This is a genomic window from Pseudarthrobacter sp. KH_020_B (genome assembly GCF_057840185.1).
This window is the reverse complement of the sequence record NZ_CM174506.1, coordinates 4,688,824-4,712,333: the sequence shown is the minus strand read 5'-3', so window position 1 is coordinate 4,712,333 and position 23,510 is coordinate 4,688,824. Positions and strand designations below refer to the sequence as shown.

Sequence of the window (23,510 nt, the reverse complement as noted above, 5' to 3'; positions counted from 1 at the left end):
ATTCTGTGCCTGCACGGCGCCCCTTGAACAGGGCCGTGTGCGGCGCGTGGACGTGTCAGGCCGCAACGGGCGATGCCGAGACCACCACGTTTTTCCCCCAAGGGTCTTCCGTGTAGCAGCTGATCAGGACCACACGGCTGGGCACCATGTCCCAGATGGGGCTGTCCTTGAGGCTGTCCTTGAGGTACGTGGTGACGCTGTCCACGCGGTAATGGATGGTGCCGGTTGCGGTGACGACGTCGAACGTGTCGCCAACGAGGGCAGCTGAGCTGAGGTGGTTGAACGGGGCGTCCCGGCCCTCCCAGCTGTGCCCGATGATGTACGTGGTGTTGCCCGACCCGTTGCCCGGAGTACCGAACGGCGTCAGCCAATACCCGTCCATGGTGGTGGGCGGCTCCACAGTCCGGGTGGCGACGGCCGACGCGTCCGGTTCAAGGGGGTGGACGGCCGTGTCGATTGCCGCAGCAGGATAGAGGATACGCAGGGGTGCGGAGGCATCCGGCAAGGCCGGGAGGGGAACGGCGGTTTCTGTGGCGGTTGCCACCTGCGGAGCTGCCCCCGGGGCCTGACCCGTGGCGGACAGCGGCCAAGGAACGGACGACGGCGTGGCCCGGGATGGTGCCGACACTTCAGCTGTGGGGATCGCGCCGTCCCCGTGATTGAGCAGGGGTGCGCCGAAGGTGAGGGACAGGAAACCCAGGACTCCGCACAGCAGGATTGCCAGATCTCCACGATTCCACCCCCGGACGCGCAGGCCGTCCAGGACACGCAGGACGCCACCGAGGACGCCGTGAGTGCCGGAGTGCTTGGCCATGATGTTCCTTTGCGTTCAGGAGCCTATGCGTTCAGAAGGTGGTGGGTGCGACGGCTTGAAATTGCGCCGAGGGCGTCCCGCCAGGATTTGGCGGGACGCCCTCGGTAACAGCCCCCGGATGCGCTGGCGGCGTTAGCCCGCCGTCGGCGATTCCGTCCGGGACTTGCGACGCACTGCAACCACAGCGCCCGCACCCAGCAGGACGCCCAGACCGGCCAGCCAGGTAGTACTTTCATCTGTTCCGCCCGCGGCGGTTTGTGCGTTGAAGCCCTGGTTGGTGCCCTTGCTGACAGCGGCTGCTGCCGCGGCGGGCGCCTTTGCGGCTGCTGCCTTCGGGGCGGGCGACTTCGCTGCCGGAGTGACCGCGCCGGCGGCCTCGGTCACCGCTGCCGGCGGGTCGACCGGTGGGTCTACCGGGGGATCGACGGGTGGGTCGACCGGGGGGTCAACTGGAGGATCCACCGGTGGGTCAACCGGTGGGTCAACCGGTGGGTCAACCACAGGTGGGAGGGTCACGGATTCGCAGAGGTTGGCAAAGTCCGCCATCCCTTGAACGGTCCAGTTCAAGCCGGCGGGCAGAAACTCGTTGGGTGGGATGATGTCGCCGCTGTGACCGCTGTGGCCAGTCAGTGAGGCAGCGGTGTAATTGACGCCGTTCATCTTGCCGTTATGGCAAATGTCAATTTTTTCATTCGCGCTGGCCGGGGCCGGGAGGCTGAGCAATACCAGCCCCACAACCCCCAGTGTTGCAAAGGTACGTTTCATTGTTTTCTCCCCAGACTTGTCAGAAAAGGACCATGTCAGCGAGGGGTAGCGGCGGCCCCGAATGCCCCAACAGCATGGTCAGCTTGCTTTTGTGACTTCAGGCTAGGGGCGGCGGAGGGGTGTCGTCGCGAGTAGCGGGTACTCATCTTTCTACCCCGTTGACCTGCGGCGTTACCTGCGTGTACGCGGAACCGGGAGCGCTGCCGGATTGTGGCCACCCTTGAACGTGGACAGGGCGGAGCCTAACGTTGGAGCATACGAAAGGTGCGTGACCGGCATGGAAATTTACATGTGGTGGCTGGATCTGAACCTGCAAACCAAGGAGTGGCTGCGGGAAAACCTCCGTGCGGAGGAACTGCCGCTGCCGGTGCTGCAGGGCATCGCCGAAGCCGGCGGGCCGCATCCGGATACCCCGGTGGCCGTGCTCACCGAAGCGGACTGGGATTTCATCGAGACGCAGTCCGAATTCGTCGACTGACAGGGCGCGGTCCGGCCACGCCGGGCCAGTCCACATAGCGAAGAAAAGCGTTGCGGCCCTCCGGCCGGGGTGGTTGCATGGGGTGCATGGCAACCGCAGAGAACATTGTCTTAGCGATCGGGACCAAAAAAGGCCTCTGGCTGGCCACCAGCCAGGACCGAAAGAAATGGTCCTTCTCCGGCCCGCATTTTTTGATGAGCGAAATCCCCAGCATCGGGATCGACACGCGGGACGGCCGTACACGGATCATGGTGGGCGTCAGGTCCGAGCACTGGGGCCCTACCGTGGCCCATTCCGATGACCTGGGCGCCACCTGGACCGAACCCGAACAGGGCGCCATAACGTTTCCCGAAGACACCGGCGCGGCAGTGGAGCGCATCTGGCAGATCTACCCGGATGCAGAGTCGCGGCCAGGAGTGGTGTGGGCAGGGGCCGAACCGATCTCGGTCTGGAAATCCACCGATGGCGGAGAGCATTTCGAACTCAACCGCGGGCTCTGGGACCATCCTCATCGCAGCGAATGGGGTGCGGGCTACGGCGGCGCCGCCGCCCACTCGATCGTGGTGAACCCGGCCGGGGACAACGTCCACGTCGCCATGAGCACCGGCGGTGTGTACCGCTCGCTCGACGGCGGTGCGTCCTGGGAGCCCCGCAACAAGGGTATTTCGGCCTACTTCATGCCGGACCCCAATCCTGAGTTCGGCCAATGCGTTCACAAGATCGCGGCGGATGCTGCAGTGGAAGGACGGCTTTACGCGCAGAACCATCACGGCGTCTACCGCACAGATGACAACGGCGAAAACTGGAACTCCATCGCCGAGGGACTTCCTGCCGACTTCGGTTTTGTGATGCTGACGCACCCACGGCGGGAAGGAACCGCCTGGGTTGTGCCGCTCAAGGCCGACGGCGAGCGGATCCCGCCCGAAGGGAAGCTTGCCGTGCACCGAACGGACGACGCCGGGGCCACCTGGAAGCGCCTGGATACCGGCCTGCCCAAGGGGGAGTATAACAGCGTCCTCCGCGACGCCGCGGGCGTGGATGCATCCGAGCCGGCCGGCGTCTACTTCGGAACGCGCGGCGGCACGGTGTACGCCAGCGCGGATGAAGGGGAGACGTTTGTGGAGGTTGTCAGCCATCTCCCCGACGTCCTGTGTGTCCGCGCCGCCGTGGTCTCCGCGGCTGGACTGGCGGTTCCGGAAACGGCGGCAGCCCGCGGTGCCTGACATCAGCGTGGTACTACCCAGCATCCTCCAGCCCCTGGCCGGCGGGCAGTCCATCCTGACTGCGCCCGCCGACGGGACGGTGACGGTGGGAAGCCTGCTGGATTCGGTGACCGGGGGTTACCCAGTGCTGGCCAGGCGGCTGCGGGACGAAACCGGAGCTCTTCGCCGGTACGTGAACATCTACGTGGCCGGCGACGAGGTGCGCCGGCTCCAGGGCCTGGAAACCGAGGTGTCGCCCGGGCAGGAGGTGCTGGTCATCCAGTCGGTGGCCGGAGGTTAAGGCCGAGAACTCTCGTGAGCGGTCCGGCGGGCAGTTCTGACTGACTGCGCCCGCTGGCCCGAAACGGGGTCAGGCAATCCGCCAGACGCTGCATTCGTCCGTATTGATCGCTTTCCGCGAGCCGGTGTGATGGTCCATGATCCAGACAACGCCGATTCCCGGGGCCGTCTCCTGGACCAGGCCACGGCGGATGACCACGTCGTCGTAGCTGGGGCCTACGGAGAGGCGGGCCTCGATTTCGTCGCCGCGGTGGAGCTGGTCCAGGGCGCGGACTCTTGTTACATGGGCTTTGGCTTCCTTCAACATGGGGGCCTCCTGGCTGGAGCTGGTGCCTGCGAATGCCGGCACTTCCAGTGTGGCCGGGCAATGTTGCGCCCTGGTTTCCTCAACGTTAGGTGCCGGTTAGTTCTCCGGGCCGTGCCGGTTTCCGGTGCCGGCGGTTGCCCGACGGGAGGTCAGGCCGCAACACGGCTGCGGTACATGGCCAGGAACGCGGCGATCCTGCGTACGGCTTCTTCGATGTCCAAGACCGATGGAAGGATCACAAAACGGAAATGGTCCGGTGCCGGCCAGTTGAAAGCGGTGCCGTGGGAGACCAGGATCTTCTGGTCCTGAAGGAGGTCAAGGACAAACTGTTCGTCGCTCGTGACAGGGTAGAGTTCCGGGTCCAGACGGGGGAACAGATACATGGCCCCCGCGGCGGGCACGCACGTTACGCCGGGAATTGCCGTCAGGAGCCTGTACGCGAGGTCGCGCTGTTCGCGCAGCCTGCCGCCGGGCTTCACCAGGGCCTCGATGCTCTGGTAGCCGCCCAGGCAGGTCTGGATCGCGTGCTGGGCGGGCACATTGGGGCACAGGCGCAGGGAGGCGAGCAGCTCCAGTCCTTCACGGTATCCGGCGGTGGCGGCCAGCGGACCGGTGATGGCCACCCAGCCTGACCGGTACCCGGGCATGCGGTAGGCCTTGGACAGGCCGCTGAAGGTCAGGCAGCACACATCTTCTGCCACCGAAGCCGTGTGGATGTGCTGGGCGTCCTCGTAGAGCACCTTTTCGTAGATCTCGTCGGAGAACAGGACCAGGTTGTGTTTCCGGGCCAGGGCCGCGAACTGCTCCAGGATGTACCGGGGGTACACCGCACCCGTGGGGTTGTTCGGGTTGATGATCACGATCCCTTTGGTGCGGCTGGTGATCTTAGCCTCGACGTCGGCCATGTCCGGCCACCAGTCCTCGGCCTCGTCGCAGAGATAGTGCACCGGCTTGCCGCCAGTCAGGGTCACGGCTGCCGTCCACAGGGGGTAGTCGGGTGCAGGAACCAGGATTTCGTCGCCGTTTTCCATAAAGGCCTGCAGGCACATGGAGATGAGCTCGCTGACACCGTTGCCGATGAAGATGTCCTCGACGCCGATCTGCATCAGGCCGCGAGTCTGGTAGTACTGCGAGATGGCCGTCCTCGCGGAGAAAATCCCCTTGGAATCGCTGTAACCCTGGGCGCCCCGCAGGTGGTGGATCATGTCCACCACCACCGACTCCGGCGCTTCCATGCCGAACGGTGCCGTGTCACCCAGGTTCATCTTGAGGATCCGGTGCCCCTCGGCCTCCATTTTCTTGGCAGCCTGGAGGATGGGCCCGCGGAGCTCATACCGGACGTTCTGGAGCTTACTGGAGTGTTGCATGGGGCGCATGCTTGATCTTTTCACAGCAGCATCATGCGCCGCACCCGTGGTGCAGGCAGGAGCGGGCTCCCAACTGGGGTTTTACCGGATCAGGCCTACCGCCGGGGGACCTCCCGGGCAAGAATGGGCACTATGCAACTTCCCGTGATGCCTCCCGTCCCGCCCATGCTTGCCAAGGCCGTGAGCGGAATGCCCGACGGGGCCCTCAGCTATGAGCCCAAGTGGGACGGGTTCCGGTCCATCATTTTCCGTGACGGCGATGAGCTGGAGATCGGTAGCCGCAACGAAAAGCCCATGACCCGGTACTTTCCGGAACTCGTCGAGGGGCTGAAGGAGAACCTGCCGCCCCGCTGCGTGCTGGACGGCGAGATTGTCCTGGTGGGGGCATCCGGTGACCGGCTGGACTTCGACGCCCTGCAGCAGCGCATCCACCCCGCCGCCAGCCGGGTGAAGCTTCTCGCCAAACAGACGCCCGCCAAGTTTGTGGCCTTTGACCTGCTGGCCCTGGGCGACGATGACTACACCGGCCGGCCCTTCGCCGAGCGTCGGGCCGCCCTGGAGCAGGCGCTTGCGGGCAGCAAGGCTCCCGTCCACGTCACGGCGGCGACCCAGGACAAGGCCACTGCCGAGCAGTGGTTCCAGCAGTTCGAGGGCGCCGGCCTGGACGGGATTGTGGCCAAGCCGCTGGAGGGAAGCTACCAGCCGGACAAACGCGTGATGTTCAAGGTCAAGCACGAACGCACGGCGGATTGTGTGGTGGCCGGCTACCGCGTTCACAAAAGCGGACCGGACGCCATCGGCTCGCTGTTGCTTGGCCTGTACAAGGACGACGGCGGCCTGGCCAGCGTGGGCGTGATCGGCGCCTTCCCGATGAAGCGCCGGCAGGAGCTGTTCGAGGAACTCCAGGCGCTGGTCACGGACTTCGACGGACATCCCTGGGCCTGGGCCAAGCAGGAGGAAGGCGATCGGACCCCGCGGAACGCGGAGGGCAGCCGGTGGAGCGCGGGCAAGGACCTGTCCTTCATTCCGCTGAAGCCGGAGTTGGTGGTGGAGGTCAGGTACGACCACATGGAGGGCGACCGGTTCCGGCACACGGCCCAGTTCAACCGCTGGCGGCCGGACCGGGATCCCGAGTCCTGCACCTACGCCCAGCTGGAGGAGCCGGTCAGCTTCGACCTGGCGTCGGTCCTGGAGACCGGCCGGCCCTAGGCACCCAAGCCACACATCGCCGTCGTACTTCTTGCTGCCGGAGTGGCCCATTCTTCACCAGGAAAGCCCGCCACTCGAGGGAATGGCGGGCTTTCCGGTCTCAAAATTGGGCTAGTGCGTCACTTCAGGCCGAGCTGCTTGGTGGGGACGTTGAAGGTTTCCTTGGCCGTCAGGGCGGAGATGGCCGCGATGCCGCAGATGACGGCGGTGAAGATGCTGATCTGGACCCAGCCGCCGGGCCTGATGCCGCCCATCGCTGCCACGATGGCCGGGGCGAAACCTGCCATCAGGAACCCGAGCTGCGTGCCGATGGCCAGGCCGGAGAAGCGGACCTTGGTGCTGAACATCTCGGCGTAGAAGGACGGCCAGACGGCGTTTGATGCTGCGTAACCGCAGGAGAAGAAGCCGATGGCGGCGAGGAACATCAGCGGAACGCTGCCGGATTCCAGGCTGAGCAGGAACGCTGGGGTCAGGATGGCGCTGGCCACGGCACCGTAGATGAAGACCGGTTTGCGGCCGATCTTGTCGGCGAGCATGCCGAAGAGCGGCTGGGTGCCGAGTGCCACCAGGTTGGCGCCGACCACCAGCCACAGCGTGGTGGTGCCGTCAACACCGGCGACGGTCTTGGCGTAGCTGATGGCGAGGGTGCCGAACACGGTGGAGACGGCGGCGATGAAGGCACAGCAAACCACGCGGAGCACGTCGCGCCAGTGGTCCTTGAGGAGATCGGCGACCGGAAGCTTGGAGATCTGGGCGGTTTTCTGGGCTTCCTCGAAAGCCGGCGGTTCGTGCAGGGTGCGCCGGATGAAGAATGCCACCAGCACCACCACGGCGCTGAGCCAGAACGGAATGCGCCAGCCGATGCCGTACTTGATCTCGTCCGGGAGGGCAAGGACGGGGATGAACACGAGGGCGGCGAGGATCTGGCCGCCCTGGGTGCCCGTGAGGGTCCACGAGGTGAAGAACGAGCGGCGGTTGTCCGGCGCGTGTTCCAGCGTCATGGATGACGCCCCGGCCTGCTCACCTGCGGCGGAGAGGCCCTGGCAAAGCCTTGCCAGCACCAGCAGTGCCGGAGCCCACCAGCCCACGGTGTTGAAGTCGGGCAGGCAGCCGATGAGGAACGTGGAGGCGCCCATCAGCAGCAGCGTGAACATCAGGACCTTCCGCCGGCCCACCCGGTCACCGAAGTGGCCCAGGATGACGGCGCCCACCGGCCGTGCCACATACGCGAAGCCGAAGGTGGCGAAGGACATAACGGCCGCATTGGCCCCGGCGTCCGGGAAGAACACGGTGGGGAAGATCAGGGCGGCGGCGGAACCGAAGATGAAGAAGTCGTAGTATTCGACGGCGCTGCCCAGGAAGCTGGCGAGGGCTGCTTTCTTGGGCGTCCCGGCCGGGGCAACGGTGCCCGGCCCGGCGGTCGGAAGTGTCTGGCTCATGGAGTTCCTTAGATGTGACGACGTTGTCCAGTAGCCACATGGTGGGAGCTACTTGTGCGATATAGCAATGATGGCTGTGAGCACTGTCACTTGTCAAGAAAATAATCACCATCTAGAAATAGTTCCCACGATGTGGCAACATCGTCATATGAGTGTGAATCAAACCACAGCGCCCGATGACGTCGCCGCTGAGCCAAAGGCGCCCAAGGGCGACCGCACGGACATGGTGGGCAAGGCCCTGGGCCTGCTGGTCCTGCTGGGGGACGAGCCGCGCGGCGCCAGCGCCGCGGAGATCTCGCGCCGCGCCGACCTCCCCTTCAGTACCACCTACCGCCTGCTGGGATCCCTGACGCGGGACGGATTTGTGGACTATGAGCCGGACGGCCGCCGCTACCATCTGGGCCTGCGCATCTTCCAGCTGGGGCAGCGCGTCTCCAACCATCACGGATTTGCCGGCACGGCGCTACCGGTCCTACGTCGCATGACCGAGCAGACGGGGGAGGCCACCATCCTCAGCGTCCGCGACGGCCATCACCACCTCACGGTCAACAAGGTGGACGGCCCCCAGATGTTCCGCGTCACGAGCGACCCCGGGCACCTGGGCGCCCTGCACGCGACTGCCGTGGGCAAGGCCCTGGTGGCTTTTGCCGAGGATGCGGAGCGTGAAGCCCTGCTCGAGGAGCTTGAGCTGGAGCCGCTCACCGAGCACACCATCACGGACCGGGCTGCCTTCCGCGCGGAGATCCAGAAGGTCCGCCGCCAGGGGTATGCGGTGATGGATGAGGAGAATGAAAACGGCATGCGGGCGGTGGCTGTGCCGCTGCTCAATTCGCAGGGCCACGCCTTCGCCTCCCTGGCCACGGCCGTCCCGGTCTTCCGCCTCAGCTTGGAAGCCCTGCTGGCCCACGTGCCCCTGCTGCAGGAGGCGGCGGCCGAGCTGTCCGCCCGCCTGCCGCAGCGGTGAATTTGTTCGTATGTAGAACAAGCGTGCGAGAAGTGAACAAGTGTTGTACTGTAATCCCTATCACCCGACCCGCCGCGGCCGCCTCGAGCACCGCCGCCCGCCGGGTGCCGTATCGAAGGAGCTGCCCGGATGAGCAATCGAACTGAGTCCTACCTTGTGGGACTGGTCGGCGACGGCGTGATGCCGTCACTCACTCCCCCCATGCACGAACGCGAAGGCGATGTGCAGGGCCTGCGCTACCTCTACCGCCCCATCGACCTGCTGGAGCTCGGACTGCCCGGTGAGGCTGTGGGGGACCTGCTCAAGAGTGCCCGCAGCCTCGGCTTCAACGGCCTGAACATCACCCATCCGTGCAAGCAGCTTGTGCTGTCGCACCTGGACGAGGTCTCGCCGGATGCCCGCAGGCTCGGTGCCGTCAACACGGTGGTCATCGAGGACGGCCGGTTCATCGGTCACAACACCGATTTCTCTGGCTTCGCCGCCGCGCTGGCCTCCGGTCTTCCGGGCGCGCGGCTGGACCGCGTCGTCCAGCTGGGCGCGGGAGGTGCCGGTTCCGCCGTCGCCTACGCCCTGCTAACCGCCGGCGTGAAGGCGTTGGACCTGGTGGATGTTGACCCCGCCCGCTGCGAGGCACGCGCCGCAGAGCTGGCCGGCTTCTTCCCGGGCAGCACCGTCACAGCGCGTACGACGGCGGAGCTGCCGCAGCTGATGCCGCTGGCCGACGGTCTGGTGCACTGCACACCCGTAGGCATGGCCGCCCACCCGGGCGTCCCGCTGGACCTGGACCTGCTGGAATCCCGGCACTGGGTGGCGGACATCGTCTACCGCCCGATCGATACCGAACTGGTCCGCGGCGCCCGCGCCCTAGGCTGTGAGGTCCTGGACGGCGGCCGCATGGCCGTGGGCCAGGCGGCTGACTCGTTCCGGATCTTCACGGGACTCGAAGCCAACGCGGACCGCATGCGCAGCCACTTCCTGGAGCTTGTGGCCAAGGAAGAGGTGGCTGCCTGATGCGCACCGGAATCGCGACGGTCTGCCTGTCCGGCACCCTGAAGGAAAAGATGCAGGCCTGCGCCATCGCGGGCTTTGACGGCATTGAAATCTTCGAACAGGACCTGGTTACGTCGCCGCTCACGCCCGAGGACGTCCGCAAGATGGCGGCCGACCTTGGCCTCACGCTGGATCTTTACCAGCCGTTCCGTGATTTCGACAGCGTGTCCGGGGACCTTCTGGCCGCCAATCTCCGGCGTGCCGAAGCCAAATTCAAACTCATGGCGCGGCTGGGCATGGACACCATCCTGGTCTGCTCCAACGTGGCCACCGCCAGCATCGACAGCGACGACCTCCGGGTGGAACAGCTCGGCCACCTGGCTGCGCTGGCAGGGGACCATGGCGTCAAGGTTGCCTACGAGGCCCTGGCCTGGGGCAAGTACGTCAGCGACTACGAGCACGCCCACAGGCTGGTGGAAGCGGTGGACCACCCCAACCTGGGCACCTGCCTGGACTCCTTCCACATCCTGTCCCGCAACTGGGACACCGCCCCCATCGAGGCCTTCAACGCGGACAGGATCTTCTTCGTCCAGGTGGCCGACGCCCCCAAGCTCTCCATGGATGTCCTCTCCTGGAGCCGGCACTACCGGGTTTTCCCGGGCGAGGGCCAGTTCGAGCTCGCCAAGTTCATGGGCCACGTGGTCCGGGCGGGGTACAGCGGCCCCGTGTCGCTGGAGATCTTTAACGACGTTTTCCGCCAGTCGGACGTGGAACGCACCGCCGTGGATGCCATGCGCTCGCTCATCTGGCTTGAGGAACAGAGCGCCAAATGGCTGGATGCTGCTTCCGACGCCGGGACGGGCACCGGCGCGGGCGGCACCCCGGCCGCGTCCCGCCGTCGTTATCCCATGGAACTGGCCACACTCCCGCAGGTGGCCGAGCCGGCTGGCTATAACTTCGCCGAGGTCAGGGCCGCCGACACCAAGGGACTGGAAACCGTACTGGCCCAGCTCGGCTTTGAGTTCAACGGCCGGCACCGCACCAAGGACGTGCAGCTGTGGACCATGGGCCACGCCCGCGTGATCGTCAACGAGGCGGCACCCGTGTCCGGGGACAACCTGGCGGACAATTCCGGGAATACGTCACCTGCTATCGCGGCTTTGGGGTTCGACGTCGCCTCCCCGGTGATTGCCGCCGCCCGGGCCCAGCAGCTGAAGGCCCCCGCGGTCCCGCGCAAAAGCCAGGCCAACGAGGAGGTGTTCCAGGGCTTCGCCGCCCCGGACTCCACGGAGATCTTCCTGTGCCAGGGCAGCCCGGACGGCACCGCTGCCTGGACGAGCGAATTCGGCGAGGGGCTGGACGTGCCGGCGGCCAACGGCGCGGCGGTGATCGACCACGTCAACCTCGCCCAGCCGTGGCAGCACTTTGACGAAGCCGTTCTCTTCTACACCAGCGCCCTCGCCCTGGCGCCGCAGCCGTTCGCGGAGGTGCCCAGCCCCACCGGCCTGGTCCGCTCGCAGGTGATGGTCACGGGCGACCGCTCGGTTCGGCTGGTGCTGAACCTGGCACCGCTCACGCAGCAGGACGGTTCCGGCGCCGGCCAGCGGAAGACGTACCAGGAGCACATCGCCTTCGCCGTGGATGACCTGGTCGCCACCGCCACGGACTGCAAGGCCCGCGGCCTGGAGTTCCTGCAGATCCCGGCGAACTACTACGAGGACCTGGACGCACGCTTCGGGCTGGCACCGGACTTCCTGGCCACGCTGCAGGACCTGAACCTGCTGTACGACCGGGACGCCGACGGCGAATTCCTGCACTTCTACACCGCCACCGTGGGCAGTGTGTTCTTCGAAATGGTGGAACGCCGCGGCGCCTACGACGGCTACGGCGCTCCGAATGCCCCCGTGCGGCACGCGGTGCAGTACGACCACCTGCAGCACCGGTAGGACAGCACCACCAACACCACTCAGCAGCAATAACCAGCAGCAACAACCACAGAAAAGGAGGCCGCAGTGGAGACACAGCAGGATCTCAGTGCAGAGATTAACGCCATGGGCGATGCCTACGCGCGTGCGCTCAAGGATGGCGCCCCGGCCGAGACCCAGCCCCGGCTGGACTACGCCCCCTACCGCAGCAGCATCCTCCGGCACCCCACCAAGAGCCTGCATCACGCGGACCCGGAAACCATCGAGCTGTACTCGCCGGCCTTCGGCCACCAGGACGTGCACGCGCTGGAAGCGGACCTGACCATCCAGCACAACGGCGAACCCCAGGGTGAGCGGATCATCGTGGCCGGCAAGGTCCTGGACGGGGACGGCCGCCCCGTGGCCGGCCAGCTCGTGGAGATCTGGCAGGCCAACTCGTCCGGCCGCTACATCCACAAGCGCGACCAGCACCCGGCACCGCTGGACCCTAACTTCACCGGCGTGGGCCGCTGCATCACCGGCCCGGACGGCTCCTACCGGTTCACCACCATCAAGCCCGGCGCCTACCCGTGGAAGAACCACCTCAACGCCTGGCGCCCGGCGCACATCCACTTCTCGCTCTTCGGCCAGGAGTTCACCCAGCGCATCGTCACCCAGATGTACTTCCCGGGCGACCAGCTGTTCCCGCTGGACCCCATCTATCAGTCCATCGTGGACCAGGACGCCCGTGACCGCCTCGTGGCCACCTATGACCACGACCTGACCCAGCCCGAGTGGGCGCTCGGTTACAACTGGGACATCGTACTGACAGGGTCCAAGCGGACCTGGACCGAAAACGAAGCGCTGGGCGCAGCAGGAGACGAGGAATAACGTGACTACCACCAAACTTGTTGCCACCCCCGGCCAGACCGTCGGCCCGTTCTACGGCTACGCCCTGCCGTACGCGAAGGACAATGAACTCCTGGCCCCCGGCTCGGCAGGTTCCATCCGCCTCCAGGGGACCGTGTACGACGGCTCAGGCGAAGCGATCCCGGACGCCATCCTGGAGATCTGGCAGCCTGACGCCGAGGGCAAGATCGTGCAGCGGACCGGCTCCCTGGTCCGCGACGGCTACACGTTCACCGGGTGGGGCCGCAGCGCTGTGGGTAACTCCGGCGTGTACACCTTCACCACCGTGAATCCGGGACCCACCGCTCCTGGATCCGCGCCCTTCATCTCCGTGGCCGTGTTTGCCCGCGGCCTGATGAACCGCCTGTTCACCCGCGTATACCTGCCGGAGAACGAGGAAGCCCTCGCCAAGGACCCGCTGCTCAGCTCCCTGGACCCGGACCGCCGTCGTACCCTCATTGCCCGCCGCGATCCCGACGGCGGACTCACGTGGGACATCCGCCTGCAGGGCGAGGGCGAAACAGTCTTCCTGGACTTCCAGTGACGGACGCTGCCGGCATGGAAGGCACCGGCCACTTCGGAAGCGCGGCCGACGGCGACGTCGGCCTGCTGAGTCCCGTCTCGGCGTCGCCCCTCGTGACGGCGCTGACCGGTGACCGCGCCGTGCTGGCGGCGATCCTCGCCGTCGAGTCCGGCTGGGCCGCCGCGCTGGAGAAGGCGGGCCTGGCGCCTGCCGGTTCCGCCGCCGTCGTGGCCTCCGCCGCCGAGGCGGGACGCTACGACGCAGCAGGTATCGCGCTCCGGGCCCAGGGTGGCGGCAACCCGGTGATCCCGCTGCTGGCAGACCTTCGAAAGCACGTCACCGCGCTGGATGCCGGCCGGGTGGGTGCCTTGAAGGCGGTCCACACCACGCTGACCAGCCAGGACGTACTGGACACGGCCCTGATGCTGCTCGCGCGCAACACCGTTGAGGCGCTGCTGGCGGATCTGAAATGCACGACGGCGGCGCTCGCCACCTTGTCGGCGAAGCATGCGGACACGCTGGGCGTGGGCAGGAGCCTGACCCAGCACTCGCTTCCGTTCACTTTCGGGCTGCGGGCGGCGCAGTGGTTCCATGGGCTCGCCGCTGCCGGCCGGCAGCTGGGCAACGTGCAGTTCCCGGTGCAGTTCGGCGGGGCGGCCGGAACCCTGGCCGCGGGCACTGTGCTGACCGCCGGCACGTCCGCCACCCCCTTTACTCTTGCGGATTCCCTGGCCAAGCAGCTGGGTCTCGCGCCAGCCGTGGCACCCTGGCACACCAACCGGCTGCCCGTGACGTCCCTCGGCAATTCGCTGGCCTCCGTGCTGGACGCCGCCGGCAAGATCGCCACGGACGTCCTGTTCCTGAGCCGGCCCGAGGTGGCCGAACTCGCGGAACCGCGCGCCGCCGGACGCGGCGTGTCCTCGGCCATGCCGCAGAAGCAGAACCCGGTGTTGTCGGTCCTCATCCGCAGCGCCGCCCTCCAGGCGCCCCAGCTGGTGGCCCAGCTGCATCTGGCTGCCGCCAACTTCAACGACGAACGCCCCGACGCCGCCTGGCACACCGAATGGCCGGCCCTGCGCCAGCTCCTCCGCCTGGCACTCGGCGCGGCCGGGCACCTCCGGGAGCTCGCCGAAGGCCTGCAGGTTTTCCCCGACGCCATTCGCCGCCACCTGGATCTTGCCCTACCGCTGCTCCTGGCCGAAGGCGTGGGCGCCGCAGTTGCCCCGCTGCTGGCTGAGAAGGATGGCCGAACCGGCAAGGAGCAGTTGCAAGCCGTGGTGGACCGGACGCTTCAGGCGCCCGCCGCCGAACAGGGTGCCACCTACCGCCGGCTGCTCCGCGAGGCCGTCCCGGCGGGCGTGCTCACCGATCTGCGGCTCGACGAACTCCTGGAGCCCGCCAGCTACCTGGGCCAGGCAGCCGAGATCTCGCGCCGGATCCTGGCCGCCTACCCCGACTTTTCAACACCTACCCAGAACGGAGCCAACCGTGGCTAAACCGACCCTGAAGGCAGTTCTGCTTTCGCCCCAACGGGCCCTCGGCGAACGTCCCCTGTTGGTAGTGGGGCCATCCTTGGGCACTTCCTCCATCCTGTGGAGCGGGACCGCGGCACTGCTGGCCAACGACTACGATGTGGTGGCCTGGGACCTGCCTGGCCACGGCGTCTCACCGGCCGCCACCGAGGCGTTCGACGTCGCGGGCCTGGCGGATTCCGTGGTGGACCTGGTGGACTCGATCGCCCCAGGCGTTGCCTTCCACTACGCCGGGGTTTCCCTCGGCGGCGCCACCGGCCTCCAGCTGGGCATCAAGCACGGCGAACGCCTCAAGAGCCTTTCAGTCCAGTGCTCCGGCGCCAAGATCGGCACGCCCGAAGGTTGGCTGGACCGCGCGGAACTCGTCCGCGGCCAGGGCACGCCCGTGGTCATCCAGGGCTCCGCTGAGCGCTGGTTTGCCCCCGGATTTATGGACCGGGAACCGGACCTGGGCAGCCGGCTCCTGCACTCACTCCGTGACGCCGACCGCTTCAGCTACGCTTTCTGCTGCGAAGCCCTGGCCGGCTACGACGTCCGCCCCGAACTCGGCAGCATCACAGTCCCCACGCAGGCGGTGGCGGGCGCGGCGGATACTGTTGTGCCGCCGTCGTTCGCGGAAGAAATTGTTGCCGGAATCACCGCCGGGGGTGGCACTGCGAACGCCGTCACCCTCGAAGGCGTGGCGCACCTTGCCCCCGCCGAGGCACCCGCCCACGTTGCCGAACTGCTGCGGAGCCTCATCACCTGGAGCGAATCGCGCGGAGCAGCCAAGTGAGCGCGCCGGATATCAGCGGGGCTGAACGGAACGGCGTGGTCCGGCCGGATGCCACCAGCCAGGAAATTTACGACGGCGGCATGGTGGTCCGCCGCGAGGTGCTGGGCGCCGCGCATGTGGACCGGGCCAATGCCAACAAGGACGAGTTCACCGAGGACTTCCAGGACATGATCACGCGGATCGCGTGGGGTGGCATCTGGACCCGGCCGGGCATCTCCCGCCAGATGCGCTCGGCCGTGACCATCACCGCGATGGTGGCGCACGGGCACTGGGAAGAGCTGGCCATGCACATCCGGGCGGCCCTCACCAACGGCCTGAGCAGGGACGAGATCAAGGAAATCCTGCTCCAGACCGCCATCTACTGCGGTGTTCCGTCGGCCAACACAGCTTTCAAGACCGCCCAGCAGGTTTTCCAAGACCTGGACGCCCCCACCCCACCCAACGCCCCCACCCCCAACTAACTAGCAGTTAACGTCGTCATTCGCGCGAATGACGACGTTAACTGCGACCTAGTTGGGGAACCAGACAGAATTAGAGGAGCATTTTGAACCAGGCTTTTGTGTACGACGCCGTGCGCACCCCGTTCGGTAAGTTCGGCTCCGGCCTCGCGGGTGTCCGCCCGGATGACCTCGCAGCGCACGTGATCAAGGAATCCGTGAAGCGCGCCCCGGGGCTCGATCCCGCGCGCATCGACGAGGTCGTGTTCGGCAACGCCAACGGCGCCGGCGAGGAGAACCGCAACATCGCCCGGATGGGCACGCTGCTGGCCGGGTTGCCGGTCTCGATTCCGGGCACGTCCGTGAACCGGCTCTGCGGCTCGTCGCTCGATGCGGCGATCATCGCCTCGCGTCAGATCAACGCCGGCGACGCCGAGTTGATGCTGGTGGGCGGCGCCGAGTCGATGTCCCGGGCCCCGTGGGTGCTGCCGAAGACGGAGAAGCCGTACCCGGCCGGGGACATGACCCTCGCTTCGACCACGCTGGGCTGGCGCCTGGTGAACAAGGCCATGCCGAAGGAGTGGACCATCTCCCTGGGCGAGGCCACCGAGCGGCTCCGCGAGAAGTACGGTGTGACCCGGGAGGCCCAGGACGAGTTCGCCGCGAACTCGCACAACCTCTCCGCCGCCGCGTGGGACGAGGGCTTCTACGACAATCTGGTGGCCCCGGTCCCCGGCACCGATCTGGTCCGGGACGAGGGTATCCGGGCCGGCTCCTCGGCGGAGAAGCTCGCCGGGCTGAAGACCGTGTTCCGGACCGAGAACGGCACGGTCACCGCCGGGAACGCGTCCCCACTGTCCGACGGCGCCTCCGCGGCGTGGATCGGGTCCGAGAACGCCGCCGGGCTGCTCGGGCTGGAACCGTTGGCCCGCATCGCCGGCCGCGGCGCGCACGGTAACGATCCGCAGTTCTTCGGTTACGCCCCGGTGGAGGCGGCGAACAAGGCCCTCGCGAAGGCGGGCATCGGCTGGGACCAGGTGGGCGCCGTCGAACTTAACGAAGCGTTCGCCGCGCAGTCCTTGGCCTGCATCAACGCCTGGGGCATCGACCCCGGAATCGTGAACCGGCACGGCGGCGCGATCGCCATGGGCCACCCCCTCGGCGCGTCCGGCACCCGCATCCTGGGCACCCTCGCCCGATCCCTGCAGGCCTCCGGGGAACGCTGGGGCGTCGCCGCGATCTGCATCGGCGTGGGCCAGGGCCTCGCCGTCGTCCTCGAAAACGTCACGGCCGGAAAGGGCTAAGGAACATGCTGAATTTTGTTGACTCCGTAAACGAGGCCGTCGCCGGCATCAAGGACGGCTCCACCGTAATGATCGGCGGGTTCGGCAACGCCGGCCAGCCGTTCGAACTGATCGACGCGCTGATGGACTGCGGCGCAACGGACCTGACCGTGGTGAACAACAACGCCGGCCAGGGCGATCAGGGCCTCGCGCTGCTGATCAAGGAAGGCCGGGTGAAGAAGATGATCTGCTCCTTCCCGCGGCAGTCCGATTCCTGGCACTTCGACGCCAAATTCCACGCCGGCGAGATCGAGCTGGAGCTGGTGCCGCAGGGCAACCTGGCCGAGCGGATCCGTGCTGCCGGAGCAGGCATCGGCGGGTTCTTCACGCCCACGGGCTACGGCACCATGCTGGCCGAGGGTAAGGAAACCCGGATCATCGACGGCCGCGGCCAGGTGTTCGAGACGCCCATCCACGCGGACGTCGCGCTGATCAAGGCCCTGAAGGCCGACGGCGTGGGGAACCTCGTGTACCGCAAGACCGCCCGGAACTTCGGCCCCATCATGGCCGCCGGCGCCAAGCACACGGTGGTCCAGGTGTCCGAGATCGTGCCCACCGGCGGGCTCGACCCGGAAAACGTGGTCACCCCCGGAATCTACGTCAACAGCATCGTGAAGGTGGCCTGAAATGAGCGCACAGACCAACAGCCAGGCCAGCATCCAGGCCAGCGACAAGCCCCTGGGCCGCGACGAACTCGCCGAACTCGTGGCACGTGACATCGCGCCGGGCTCCTTTGTGAACCTCGGCATCGGGCAGCCCACACTCGTCTCCAATTACCTCAAGCCGGAGCAGAACATCACGCTCCACACGGAGAACGGCATGCTGGGCATGGGTCCCGTTGCCACCGGGGACCAGATCGACGGCGACCTCATCAACGCCGGTAAGATCCCCGTCACCGAGCTGCCGGGGGCGTCCTACTTCCATCACGCGGACTCGTTCGCGATCATGCGCGGCGGCCACCTGGACATCTGCGTGCTCGGCGCGTTCCAGGTCTCCGCCACCGGCGACCTCGCCAACTGGCACACCGGCGCCCCCGACGCGATCCCCGCCGTGGGCGGCGCGATGGACCTCGCCACCGGCGCCAAAGACGTGTTTGTGATGATGACGCTCCTGACCCGCGAGGGCGCCTCGAAGATCGTGGAAGCGTGCTCGTACCCGCTCACGGGCGTCGGCTGCGTGACCCGCGTGTACACCGACAAGGCGGTCTTCCTGACAGGGCCCGACGGCGTCACTGTCCGCGAGACGTTCGGCTGCACCTTCGAGGAGCTCCAGGAACTGGTGCCCGTCCCGCTCAAATCAGCCGCCGCCGTCGTGCTCTAACCCCCACCCCGGCGCGAACGGACACTTAAGCCCCCGAGGACCGGCGTTTCCAGGGCCGCAAGTGTCCTTTCGCGCCGGTCGGGAGGGCCGCAAGTGTCCTTTCGCGCCGAATAGGATTGGTAACCATGACCAACGCACCCGCAGACTCACGGGCCGCCCCGCAGGCGAGCGACCAGTACGTGCAGTCGCTGGCGCGCGGGCTGGCCGTGATCCGCGCCTTTGATACCGACCACCCGGTCATGACCCTCACCGAGGTGGCGGCCCGGACGGACCTGACCAGAGCCACGGCCCGGCGCTTCCTGCACACGCTCGTGGAGCTGGACTACGTCCGGACCGACGGCAAAACATTCGCGCTCACGGCCAAGGTCCTGCAGCTCGGCTACGCCTACCTCAGCGGGCTGTCCCTGCCGCAGCTGGCGCAGCCGCACCTGGAGGAACTGTCCCTCAAGCTGGGCGAGTCCACGTCCGCGGCAGTGCTGGACGGCACGGACATCGCCTACATCGCACGGGTGACCACGCGCCGCATCATGAACGTGGGCATCACCGTGGGCACCCGCTTCCCGGCCTACGCCACGTCCATGGGGAGGGTGCTGCTCGCGGTACTGCCGCCCGCCGGGCTCAAGGACTACCTGGCAGCGGCGGAGATCAAACCGCTGACGCCGGGCGCGCTGGGCACTGTCCCCGAGCTGTTGGCGGTGCTGGACACCGTGCGCGCCCAGGGCTGGTGCCTGCTGGATCAGGAGCTTGAGATCGGGCTGATGTCCGTTGCCGCTCCCGTGTACGACGGGCCAACCAAGGTGGTGGCCGCGGTGAACGTGTCCCTCCAGGCCCAGTCGGTGGCGGCCCAGCCGGACCCGGAAGCGTACCTCGCCGCCGTGGCCCGCGAAATCGTGGCCACGGCCAAGCTCATCTCGGCGGACCTGACCGCCCGTCGGTAGCCTCTCGGCACCAACTGCACGGCACCGATGCGCGAACAGGCAGCAGATACCCTCAAAACGCGAATCTGAGGGAATTAGCTGCCAGTTCGCGCAAGGGGTCATAGACTCGAGCCAACTACGTCCGTAAGGGAGTTGGCGGTTTGAAACTGGGCATACCGCGGGAACGTCATGAGGGTGAGCGGCGTGTGGCCGCCACGCCGGAAACGGTCAAGCAGCTGGCGGCGCTGGGCCTGGACGTCCTGATCGAGGCAGGAGCAGGTGCCGCCGCCGGCCACTCAGACCACGATTACGCCGGCGCCGGCGCCCGCGTCGTCCAGGACCTGGATCCCGGCGAACTGAACGTCCTGGTCCACGTCCGCCCGCTGGAACCCCCGACGGCGGCAGCCCTGAAGAGGGGCGCCGTCACCGTTGGCCTGGCCTCGCCGTCGTCGGAGCTGGCCACTGTGCAGGCGCTCGTGGAGGCCGGCGTCACCGCCTTCGCCCTGGAACTGGTGCCGCGCATCTCGCGCGCCCAGTCCATGGATGCGCTCAGCTCCCAGGCCCTGGTGGCCGGCTACCGCTGCGTGCTGGAGGCGGCCATCCGGCTGCCGCGCTTCTTTCCGCTGTACATGACCGCAGCCGGCACCGTCCCGCCGGCCCGGGTGCTGGTGCTCGGCGCCGGGGTTGCCGGCCTGCAGGCTATCGGCACGGCGAAACGGCTCGGCGCCCGCGTCTCTGCCAACGACATCCGGCCCGCCTCCGCCGACGAGGTCGCCTCGATGGGCGGCACGTTCATCAAGCTGGATCTGGAAACGGCGGAGGCCTCGGGCGGCTACGCCCGCGAACTCAGTGCCGACCGCGGCGCACTCCAGCGTGAACTCCTCGCCCCGCACGTCGCCGTGGCGGATGTCCTGATTACGACGGCGGCCGTCCCGGGCAGGCGCGCGCCGCTCCTCGTGAGCCGCCAAATGGTGCAGGGCATGCGCCCCGGTTCCGTCGTCGTCGACCTCGCCGCCGAGTCCGGCGGCAACGTGGAGGGCGCCGTTCCCGGCGAGGACATCCTGGTGCCCACCGCGGACGGGCAGGGCCACGTCACCCTGGTGGGGCTGAAGGACGCCCCGTCCGCGATGGCGCAGGACGCGTCCCGGCTGTATGCCAAGAACGTTGCCAACCTGCTCGCGCTGATGGTCCGGGATGGCACCGTGGCCCCTGATTTCGACGACGACGTAATCGCAGGCGCCTGCCTCACGCACGACGGCGCGGTGCGGCACCTGCCCACGGCCGAGGCTTTGGCGGCACTCATTCACGAGGGGGGAATCTGATGGACGGCATGAGCCTGCTGACGGTCACGGTGCTGGCGGTGTTTGTGGGCTTCGAGGTGGTCTCCAAGGTCTCCAGCACCCTGCACACTCCGCTGATGTCCGGCGCGAACGCCATCCACGGCATCATCCTGGTGGGCGCCATCATCGTGGCCGGCCAGGCTGCGGACCCGTGGATCCTGGCCGTGGCGCTGCTGGCCGTGGTGCTGGCCACCGCCAACCTGGTGGGCGGCTTTGTGGTGACGGACCGGATGCTGTACATGTTCCGGGCCCGCAAGGACGTCGCCCGAAAGGAAGCCCCGGCTAAGGAAGCCACCGGCAGGGAGGAGGCAAAGTGACCCTCCTCGACCCGGTCTGGACCTCGCTCCTCTACCTCGCCGCCGCGGTGTTCTTCATCCTGGCGCTCCGCGGCCTCAGTTCCCCTCGGACGGCCCGCCGCGGCAACCTGATCGGTGCCTTCGGGGCGCTGCTCGCCGTCGTCACGGTGTTCCTTTCCGCCCGGCTGGACAACATCCCCTGGATCATCGGCGCCATCGCGGTGGGGACCGCGGTGGCGGCACCGGTGGCCCGGCGGGTGCAGATGACCCAGATGCCCCAGCTCGTGGCCCTGTTCAATGGCGTGGGCGGCGGTGCCGCAGCCCTGGTGGCGCTGCTGGAACTCAGCCACACCGCCGACCCCTGGGTCCGGCTGGCCATCGTGTTCACCCTCCTGGTGGGGGCCGTTTCCTTCGCGGGATCAGGGGTCACGTTCGCCAAACTCCAGGAGCTGATGACCACCCGGCCCATCGTTTTTCCCGGCCTCCCCGCGGTGATGGCCGCGGTGCTGCTCGCAGCGGTGGGCACCGCCGTCGCCGTCGTCCTGACCGGTTCCCTGGCGCTCGCGGTGCTGCTGATGGTGCTGGGCCTGGCAGCCGGCGCACTGCTGGTGCTGCCGGTGGGCGGCGCTGACGTGCCAATCGTCATCTCTCTGCTGAACGCGTTCACCGGCCTGGCCGTGGCGGCGTCGGGCGTGGTGCTGGGCAACGTGCTGCTGGTGGTGGCAGGCACGCTGGTGGGCGCCTCCGGTACCATCCTCACCAGGGCCATGGCCGCCGCGATGGGCCGCAGCGTGGCCGGCATCCTTTTCGGCGCCTTCAATGGAGGTTCGACGGCGGGATCCACCGCCGTGAGCGAACGTCCCGTCAGGTCCTCCACCGCGGAGGACGTGGCGGTGCTCCTGGGCTACGCACAGCGCGTGATCATTGTGCCCGGCTATGGCTTGGCGGTGGCGCAGGGCCAGCACACCGCGGCCGAGCTGGCCCAGGCCCTCGAAGCCCGCGGCATCGAGGTGGACTTCGCCATCCATCCCGTGGCCGGCCGCATGCCCGGGCACATGAACGTGCTCCTGGCCGAGGCGAACGTGCCGTACGAATCGCTCAAGGAGATGGGCGAAATCAACTCCGAGTTCCGCATGGCCGACGTCGCGTTGGTGGTGGGCGCCAACGATGTGGTGAACCCGGCAGCGAAGACGTCCTCCGGCTCGCCGATCTACGGCATGCCCATCCTGGAAGTTGCCGACGCCCGCCAGGTGATCTTCCTGAAGCGTTCCATGCGGCCAGGATTCGCGGGGATCGAGAACGAGCTGCTGTACGAACCGCAGACCTCCCTGCTGTTCGGCGACGCCAAGGATTCCCTGGCCAAGGTGCTGGGCGCCGTGAAGGCGCTGTAGCGAAGTACGCTGTCCCCCAAGGCCAATTCCCACGTCAGCGAAGGAAACCATGACCGATAGCTCCACTTCCCTCAAGCGCCCGGCCATAATCATCAATCCTGCCAAGCCGGTGGACATCGACGTGCGTGCCCTGGCGGCCAAGCACTGCTCGGAGAACGGCTGGGGAGATCCCATCTGGCTGGAGACCACCAAGGAGGACCCTGGCGTCGGCCAGGCGAAGGAGGCACTCAAGCAAGGGGCCGACGTCGTGATTGCCGCCGGCGGCGACGGCACAGTGCGGTGTGTGGCTGAGGTCCTCTCCGGCGGGGACGTGCCCCTGGGGTTGCTTCCGTTCGGCACGGGAAACCTCCTGGCCCGGAACCTGGGCATGGACGTCACGGACTTTGACGGGGCCATGGCCGGGGCACTGGCGGGCACGGAGCGGAAGATCGACGTGGTCCGGGCCGTCCGCAATGATCCGGACAAGGAGCAGGTCTTCCTGGTCATGGCCGGCGTGGGATACGACGCCACCATCATGGCCGACACCAATGAGGACCTCAAGGACAAGGTGGGCTGGCTGGCCTACGTGGACGCTGGCATCCGCAACCTGCCGGGTAAACCGGTGAAGGCCACCATCGTCCTCGACGGCAAAACGGTAGTGCGCCGCGGGGTCCGCAGCGTGATGGTGGGGAACTGCGGCAAGGTCCAGGGCGGGATGGAGATCTTCCCGGAAGCCAAGATGGACGACGGCCTGTTGGACGTGGCGGTGCTGGCACCCCACCATGGACGCTGGGGTTGGCTCTCCGTGATCGCCGGCATGATCGGCAAGGGCCGCGGTAAAGACACCTCCGTGGAGTACTACCAGGGCAAATCCGTGGAAATTACGCTGGAGCACAACGACGATTACCAGCTCGACGGCGACCACGAAGGCGACGGCAAGCACGTCCTGATGACGATTGAGCCCGGCGCGCTGACCATCCGGATGTAACCCATCCCAACTAGCTCGCAC

The 23,510-nt window shown here is 67.3% G+C and carries 25 protein-coding genes; 20 read left to right on the top strand and 5 right to left on the bottom strand.

What is annotated here, in order from left to right; genetic code table 11:
* Positions 1–55: 55 nt before the first annotated feature.
* Positions 56–814, bottom strand: coding sequence for a class F sortase (locus AC3IT0_RS22085; RefSeq protein WP_489321762.1), 759 nt, complete (start codon positions 812–814; stop codon positions 56–58).
* Positions 815–946: 132 nt separating this feature from the next.
* Positions 947–1,474: an LPXTG cell wall anchor domain-containing protein gene (locus tag AC3IT0_RS22080; RefSeq protein WP_489321761.1), complete on the bottom strand. Its 528-nt coding sequence runs from the start codon at positions 1,472–1,474 to the stop codon at positions 947–949.
* A gap of 382 nt (positions 1,475–1,856) precedes the next feature.
* Between AC3IT0_RS22080 and AC3IT0_RS22075 the strand changes: the two genes are divergently transcribed.
* The 3 genes from AC3IT0_RS22075 (at position 1,857) to AC3IT0_RS22065 (ending at position 3,560) form a co-directional block, all read left to right on the top strand.
* Positions 1,857–2,057: a hypothetical protein gene (locus tag AC3IT0_RS22075; RefSeq protein WP_489321760.1), complete on the top strand. Its 201-nt coding sequence runs from the start codon at positions 1,857–1,859 to the stop codon at positions 2,055–2,057.
* Positions 2,058–2,134: 77 nt separating this feature from the next.
* Positions 2,135–3,280 (top strand): WD40/YVTN/BNR-like repeat-containing protein, encoded by a 1,146-nt coding sequence (locus AC3IT0_RS22070; protein WP_489321759.1) that lies wholly within the window; start codon positions 2,135–2,137, stop codon positions 3,278–3,280.
* Positions 3,273–3,560, top strand: a complete 288-nt coding sequence (locus tag AC3IT0_RS22065; protein ID WP_485836871.1) for a MoaD/ThiS family protein — start codon at positions 3,273–3,275, stop codon at positions 3,558–3,560. The genes AC3IT0_RS22070 and AC3IT0_RS22065 overlap by 8 nt, the downstream gene beginning before the upstream one ends.
* A gap of 69 nt (positions 3,561–3,629) precedes the next feature.
* Here AC3IT0_RS22065 and AC3IT0_RS22060 read toward each other — a convergent pair whose 3' ends face one another.
* Positions 3,630–3,866 carry a hypothetical protein gene (locus tag AC3IT0_RS22060; RefSeq protein ID WP_426989018.1) on the bottom strand — a complete coding sequence of 79 codons (237 nt, stop codon included), beginning with the start codon at positions 3,864–3,866 and terminating at the stop codon, positions 3,630–3,632.
* A 149-nt stretch (positions 3,867–4,015) separates the two neighbouring features.
* Positions 4,016–5,242: a pyridoxal phosphate-dependent aminotransferase gene (locus AC3IT0_RS22055; protein ID WP_489321758.1), complete on the bottom strand. Its 1,227-nt coding sequence runs from the start codon at positions 5,240–5,242 to the stop codon at positions 4,016–4,018.
* A 123-nt stretch (positions 5,243–5,365) separates the two neighbouring features.
* Between AC3IT0_RS22055 and AC3IT0_RS22050 the strand changes: the two genes are divergently transcribed.
* Entirely contained in the window at positions 5,366–6,442 is a 1,077-nt protein-coding gene (locus AC3IT0_RS22050; RefSeq protein ID WP_489321757.1) for an ATP-dependent DNA ligase, read from the top strand.
* A 119-nt stretch (positions 6,443–6,561) separates the two neighbouring features.
* Here AC3IT0_RS22050 and AC3IT0_RS22045 read toward each other — a convergent pair whose 3' ends face one another.
* The gene (locus AC3IT0_RS22045) at positions 6,562–7,881 is read right to left on the bottom strand and encodes an MFS transporter (RefSeq protein ID WP_489321756.1); all 1,320 of its coding nucleotides are present in this window, start codon (positions 7,879–7,881) and stop codon (positions 6,562–6,564) included.
* Between the two features lie 148 nt (positions 7,882–8,029).
* Here AC3IT0_RS22045 and AC3IT0_RS22040 point away from each other — a divergent pair, with 148 nt between their 5' ends.
* From AC3IT0_RS22040 to AC3IT0_RS21965, 16 genes are all read left to right on the top strand, one after another.
* Positions 8,030–8,845, top strand: coding sequence for an IclR family transcriptional regulator (locus AC3IT0_RS22040; protein WP_489321755.1), 816 nt, complete (start codon positions 8,030–8,032; stop codon positions 8,843–8,845).
* A 129-nt stretch (positions 8,846–8,974) separates the two neighbouring features.
* Positions 8,975–9,856, top strand: a complete 882-nt coding sequence (locus AC3IT0_RS22035; protein ID WP_489321754.1) for a shikimate dehydrogenase — start codon at positions 8,975–8,977, stop codon at positions 9,854–9,856.
* Positions 9,856–11,781, top strand: coding sequence for a bifunctional sugar phosphate isomerase/epimerase/4-hydroxyphenylpyruvate dioxygenase family protein (locus AC3IT0_RS22030; RefSeq protein ID WP_489321753.1), 1,926 nt, complete (start codon positions 9,856–9,858; stop codon positions 11,779–11,781). The genes AC3IT0_RS22035 and AC3IT0_RS22030 overlap by 1 nt, the downstream gene beginning before the upstream one ends.
* A gap of 66 nt (positions 11,782–11,847) precedes the next feature.
* The gene (gene pcaH, locus AC3IT0_RS22025; protein ID WP_489321752.1) at positions 11,848–12,630 is read left to right on the top strand and encodes a protocatechuate 3,4-dioxygenase subunit beta; all 783 of its coding nucleotides are present in this window, start codon (positions 11,848–11,850) and stop codon (positions 12,628–12,630) included.
* A gap of 1 nt (position 12,631) precedes the next feature.
* Positions 12,632–13,192, top strand: a complete 561-nt coding sequence (pcaG, locus tag AC3IT0_RS22020) for a protocatechuate 3,4-dioxygenase subunit alpha (RefSeq protein ID WP_489321751.1) — start codon at positions 12,632–12,634, stop codon at positions 13,190–13,192.
* 14 nt (positions 13,193–13,206) lie between these two features.
* Positions 13,207–14,667: a lyase family protein gene (locus AC3IT0_RS22015; RefSeq protein WP_489323871.1), complete on the top strand. Its 1,461-nt coding sequence runs from the start codon at positions 13,207–13,209 to the stop codon at positions 14,665–14,667.
* Positions 14,660–15,478 carry an alpha/beta fold hydrolase gene (locus AC3IT0_RS22010; RefSeq protein WP_489321750.1) on the top strand — a complete coding sequence of 273 codons (819 nt, stop codon included), beginning with the start codon at positions 14,660–14,662 and terminating at the stop codon, positions 15,476–15,478. Before AC3IT0_RS22015 ends, AC3IT0_RS22010 begins: the two co-directional genes overlap by 8 nt.
* An 11-nt stretch (positions 15,479–15,489) precedes the next feature.
* Positions 15,490–15,939 (top strand): 4-carboxymuconolactone decarboxylase, encoded by a 450-nt coding sequence (gene pcaC, locus AC3IT0_RS22005; protein WP_489323870.1) that lies wholly within the window; start codon positions 15,490–15,492, stop codon positions 15,937–15,939.
* Between the two features lie 83 nt (positions 15,940–16,022).
* On the top strand, positions 16,023–17,219 hold the full coding sequence (locus AC3IT0_RS22000; RefSeq protein WP_489321749.1) for a thiolase family protein: 1,197 nt from the start codon (positions 16,023–16,025) through the stop codon (positions 17,217–17,219).
* 5 nt (positions 17,220–17,224) lie between these two features.
* Positions 17,225–17,884, top strand: a complete 660-nt coding sequence (locus tag AC3IT0_RS21995; protein WP_489321748.1) for a 3-oxoacid CoA-transferase subunit A — start codon at positions 17,225–17,227, stop codon at positions 17,882–17,884.
* A gap of 1 nt (position 17,885) precedes the next feature.
* Positions 17,886–18,578, top strand: coding sequence for a 3-oxoacid CoA-transferase subunit B (locus AC3IT0_RS21990; protein WP_489321747.1), 693 nt, complete (start codon positions 17,886–17,888; stop codon positions 18,576–18,578).
* Between the two features lie 125 nt (positions 18,579–18,703).
* Positions 18,704–19,516 (top strand): IclR family transcriptional regulator domain-containing protein, encoded by an 813-nt coding sequence (locus tag AC3IT0_RS21985; protein WP_489321746.1) that lies wholly within the window; start codon positions 18,704–18,706, stop codon positions 19,514–19,516.
* 140 nt (positions 19,517–19,656) lie between these two features.
* Positions 19,657–20,817 carry a Re/Si-specific NAD(P)(+) transhydrogenase subunit alpha gene (locus AC3IT0_RS21980; protein WP_489321745.1) on the top strand — a complete coding sequence of 387 codons (1,161 nt, stop codon included), beginning with the start codon at positions 19,657–19,659 and terminating at the stop codon, positions 20,815–20,817.
* Positions 20,817–21,152, top strand: a complete 336-nt coding sequence (locus AC3IT0_RS21975) for an NAD(P) transhydrogenase subunit alpha part 2 (RefSeq protein WP_489321744.1) — start codon at positions 20,817–20,819, stop codon at positions 21,150–21,152. The genes AC3IT0_RS21980 and AC3IT0_RS21975 overlap by 1 nt, the downstream gene beginning before the upstream one ends.
* Positions 21,149–22,522 (top strand): NAD(P)(+) transhydrogenase (Re/Si-specific) subunit beta, encoded by a 1,374-nt coding sequence (locus AC3IT0_RS21970; RefSeq protein ID WP_489321743.1) that lies wholly within the window; start codon positions 21,149–21,151, stop codon positions 22,520–22,522. Before AC3IT0_RS21975 ends, AC3IT0_RS21970 begins: the two co-directional genes overlap by 4 nt.
* A gap of 49 nt (positions 22,523–22,571) precedes the next feature.
* Positions 22,572–23,489: a diacylglycerol/lipid kinase family protein gene (locus AC3IT0_RS21965; RefSeq protein WP_489321742.1), complete on the top strand. Its 918-nt coding sequence runs from the start codon at positions 22,572–22,574 to the stop codon at positions 23,487–23,489.
* The last annotated feature ends 21 nt before the right edge of the window (positions 23,490–23,510 follow it).

Bases quoted from the DNA above. Each gene is read 5' to 3' on its own strand.
- AC3IT0_RS22045 (WP_489321756.1), bottom strand. From the start codon at position 7,881: ATGAGCCAGACACTTCCGACCGCCGGGCCGGGCACCGTTGCCCCGGCC.
- AC3IT0_RS21975 (WP_489321744.1), top strand. From the start codon at position 20,817: ATGGACGGCATGAGCCTGCTGACGGTCACGGTGCTGGCGGTGTTTGTG.
- AC3IT0_RS22050 (WP_489321757.1), top strand. From the start codon at position 5,366: ATGCAACTTCCCGTGATGCCTCCCGTCCCGCCCATGCTTGCCAAGGCC.
- AC3IT0_RS22030 (WP_489321753.1), top strand. From the start codon at position 9,856: ATGCGCACCGGAATCGCGACGGTCTGCCTGTCCGGCACCCTGAAGGAA.
- AC3IT0_RS22070 (WP_489321759.1), top strand. From the start codon at position 2,135: ATGGGGTGCATGGCAACCGCAGAGAACATTGTCTTAGCGATCGGGACC.
- AC3IT0_RS22060 (WP_426989018.1), bottom strand. From the start codon at position 3,866: ATGTTGAAGGAAGCCAAAGCCCATGTAACAAGAGTCCGCGCCCTGGAC.
- AC3IT0_RS21965 (WP_489321742.1), top strand. From the start codon at position 22,572: ATGACCGATAGCTCCACTTCCCTCAAGCGCCCGGCCATAATCATCAAT.
- AC3IT0_RS21985 (WP_489321746.1), top strand. From the start codon at position 18,704: ATGACCAACGCACCCGCAGACTCACGGGCCGCCCCGCAGGCGAGCGAC.
- AC3IT0_RS22055 (WP_489321758.1), bottom strand. From the start codon at position 5,242: ATGCGCCCCATGCAACACTCCAGTAAGCTCCAGAACGTCCGGTATGAG.
- AC3IT0_RS22085 (WP_489321762.1), bottom strand. From the start codon at position 814: ATGGCCAAGCACTCCGGCACTCACGGCGTCCTCGGTGGCGTCCTGCGT.
- AC3IT0_RS22035 (WP_489321754.1), top strand. From the start codon at position 8,975: ATGAGCAATCGAACTGAGTCCTACCTTGTGGGACTGGTCGGCGACGGC.
- AC3IT0_RS22015 (WP_489323871.1), top strand. From the start codon at position 13,207: ATGGAAGGCACCGGCCACTTCGGAAGCGCGGCCGACGGCGACGTCGGC.
- AC3IT0_RS22040 (WP_489321755.1), top strand. From the start codon at position 8,030: ATGAGTGTGAATCAAACCACAGCGCCCGATGACGTCGCCGCTGAGCCA.
- AC3IT0_RS21990 (WP_489321747.1), top strand. From the start codon at position 17,886: ATGAGCGCACAGACCAACAGCCAGGCCAGCATCCAGGCCAGCGACAAG.
- AC3IT0_RS22075 (WP_489321760.1), top strand. From the start codon at position 1,857: ATGGAAATTTACATGTGGTGGCTGGATCTGAACCTGCAAACCAAGGAG.
- AC3IT0_RS22080 (WP_489321761.1), bottom strand. From the start codon at position 1,474: ATGAACGGCGTCAATTACACCGCTGCCTCACTGACTGGCCACAGCGGT.
- AC3IT0_RS21995 (WP_489321748.1), top strand. From the start codon at position 17,225: ATGCTGAATTTTGTTGACTCCGTAAACGAGGCCGTCGCCGGCATCAAG.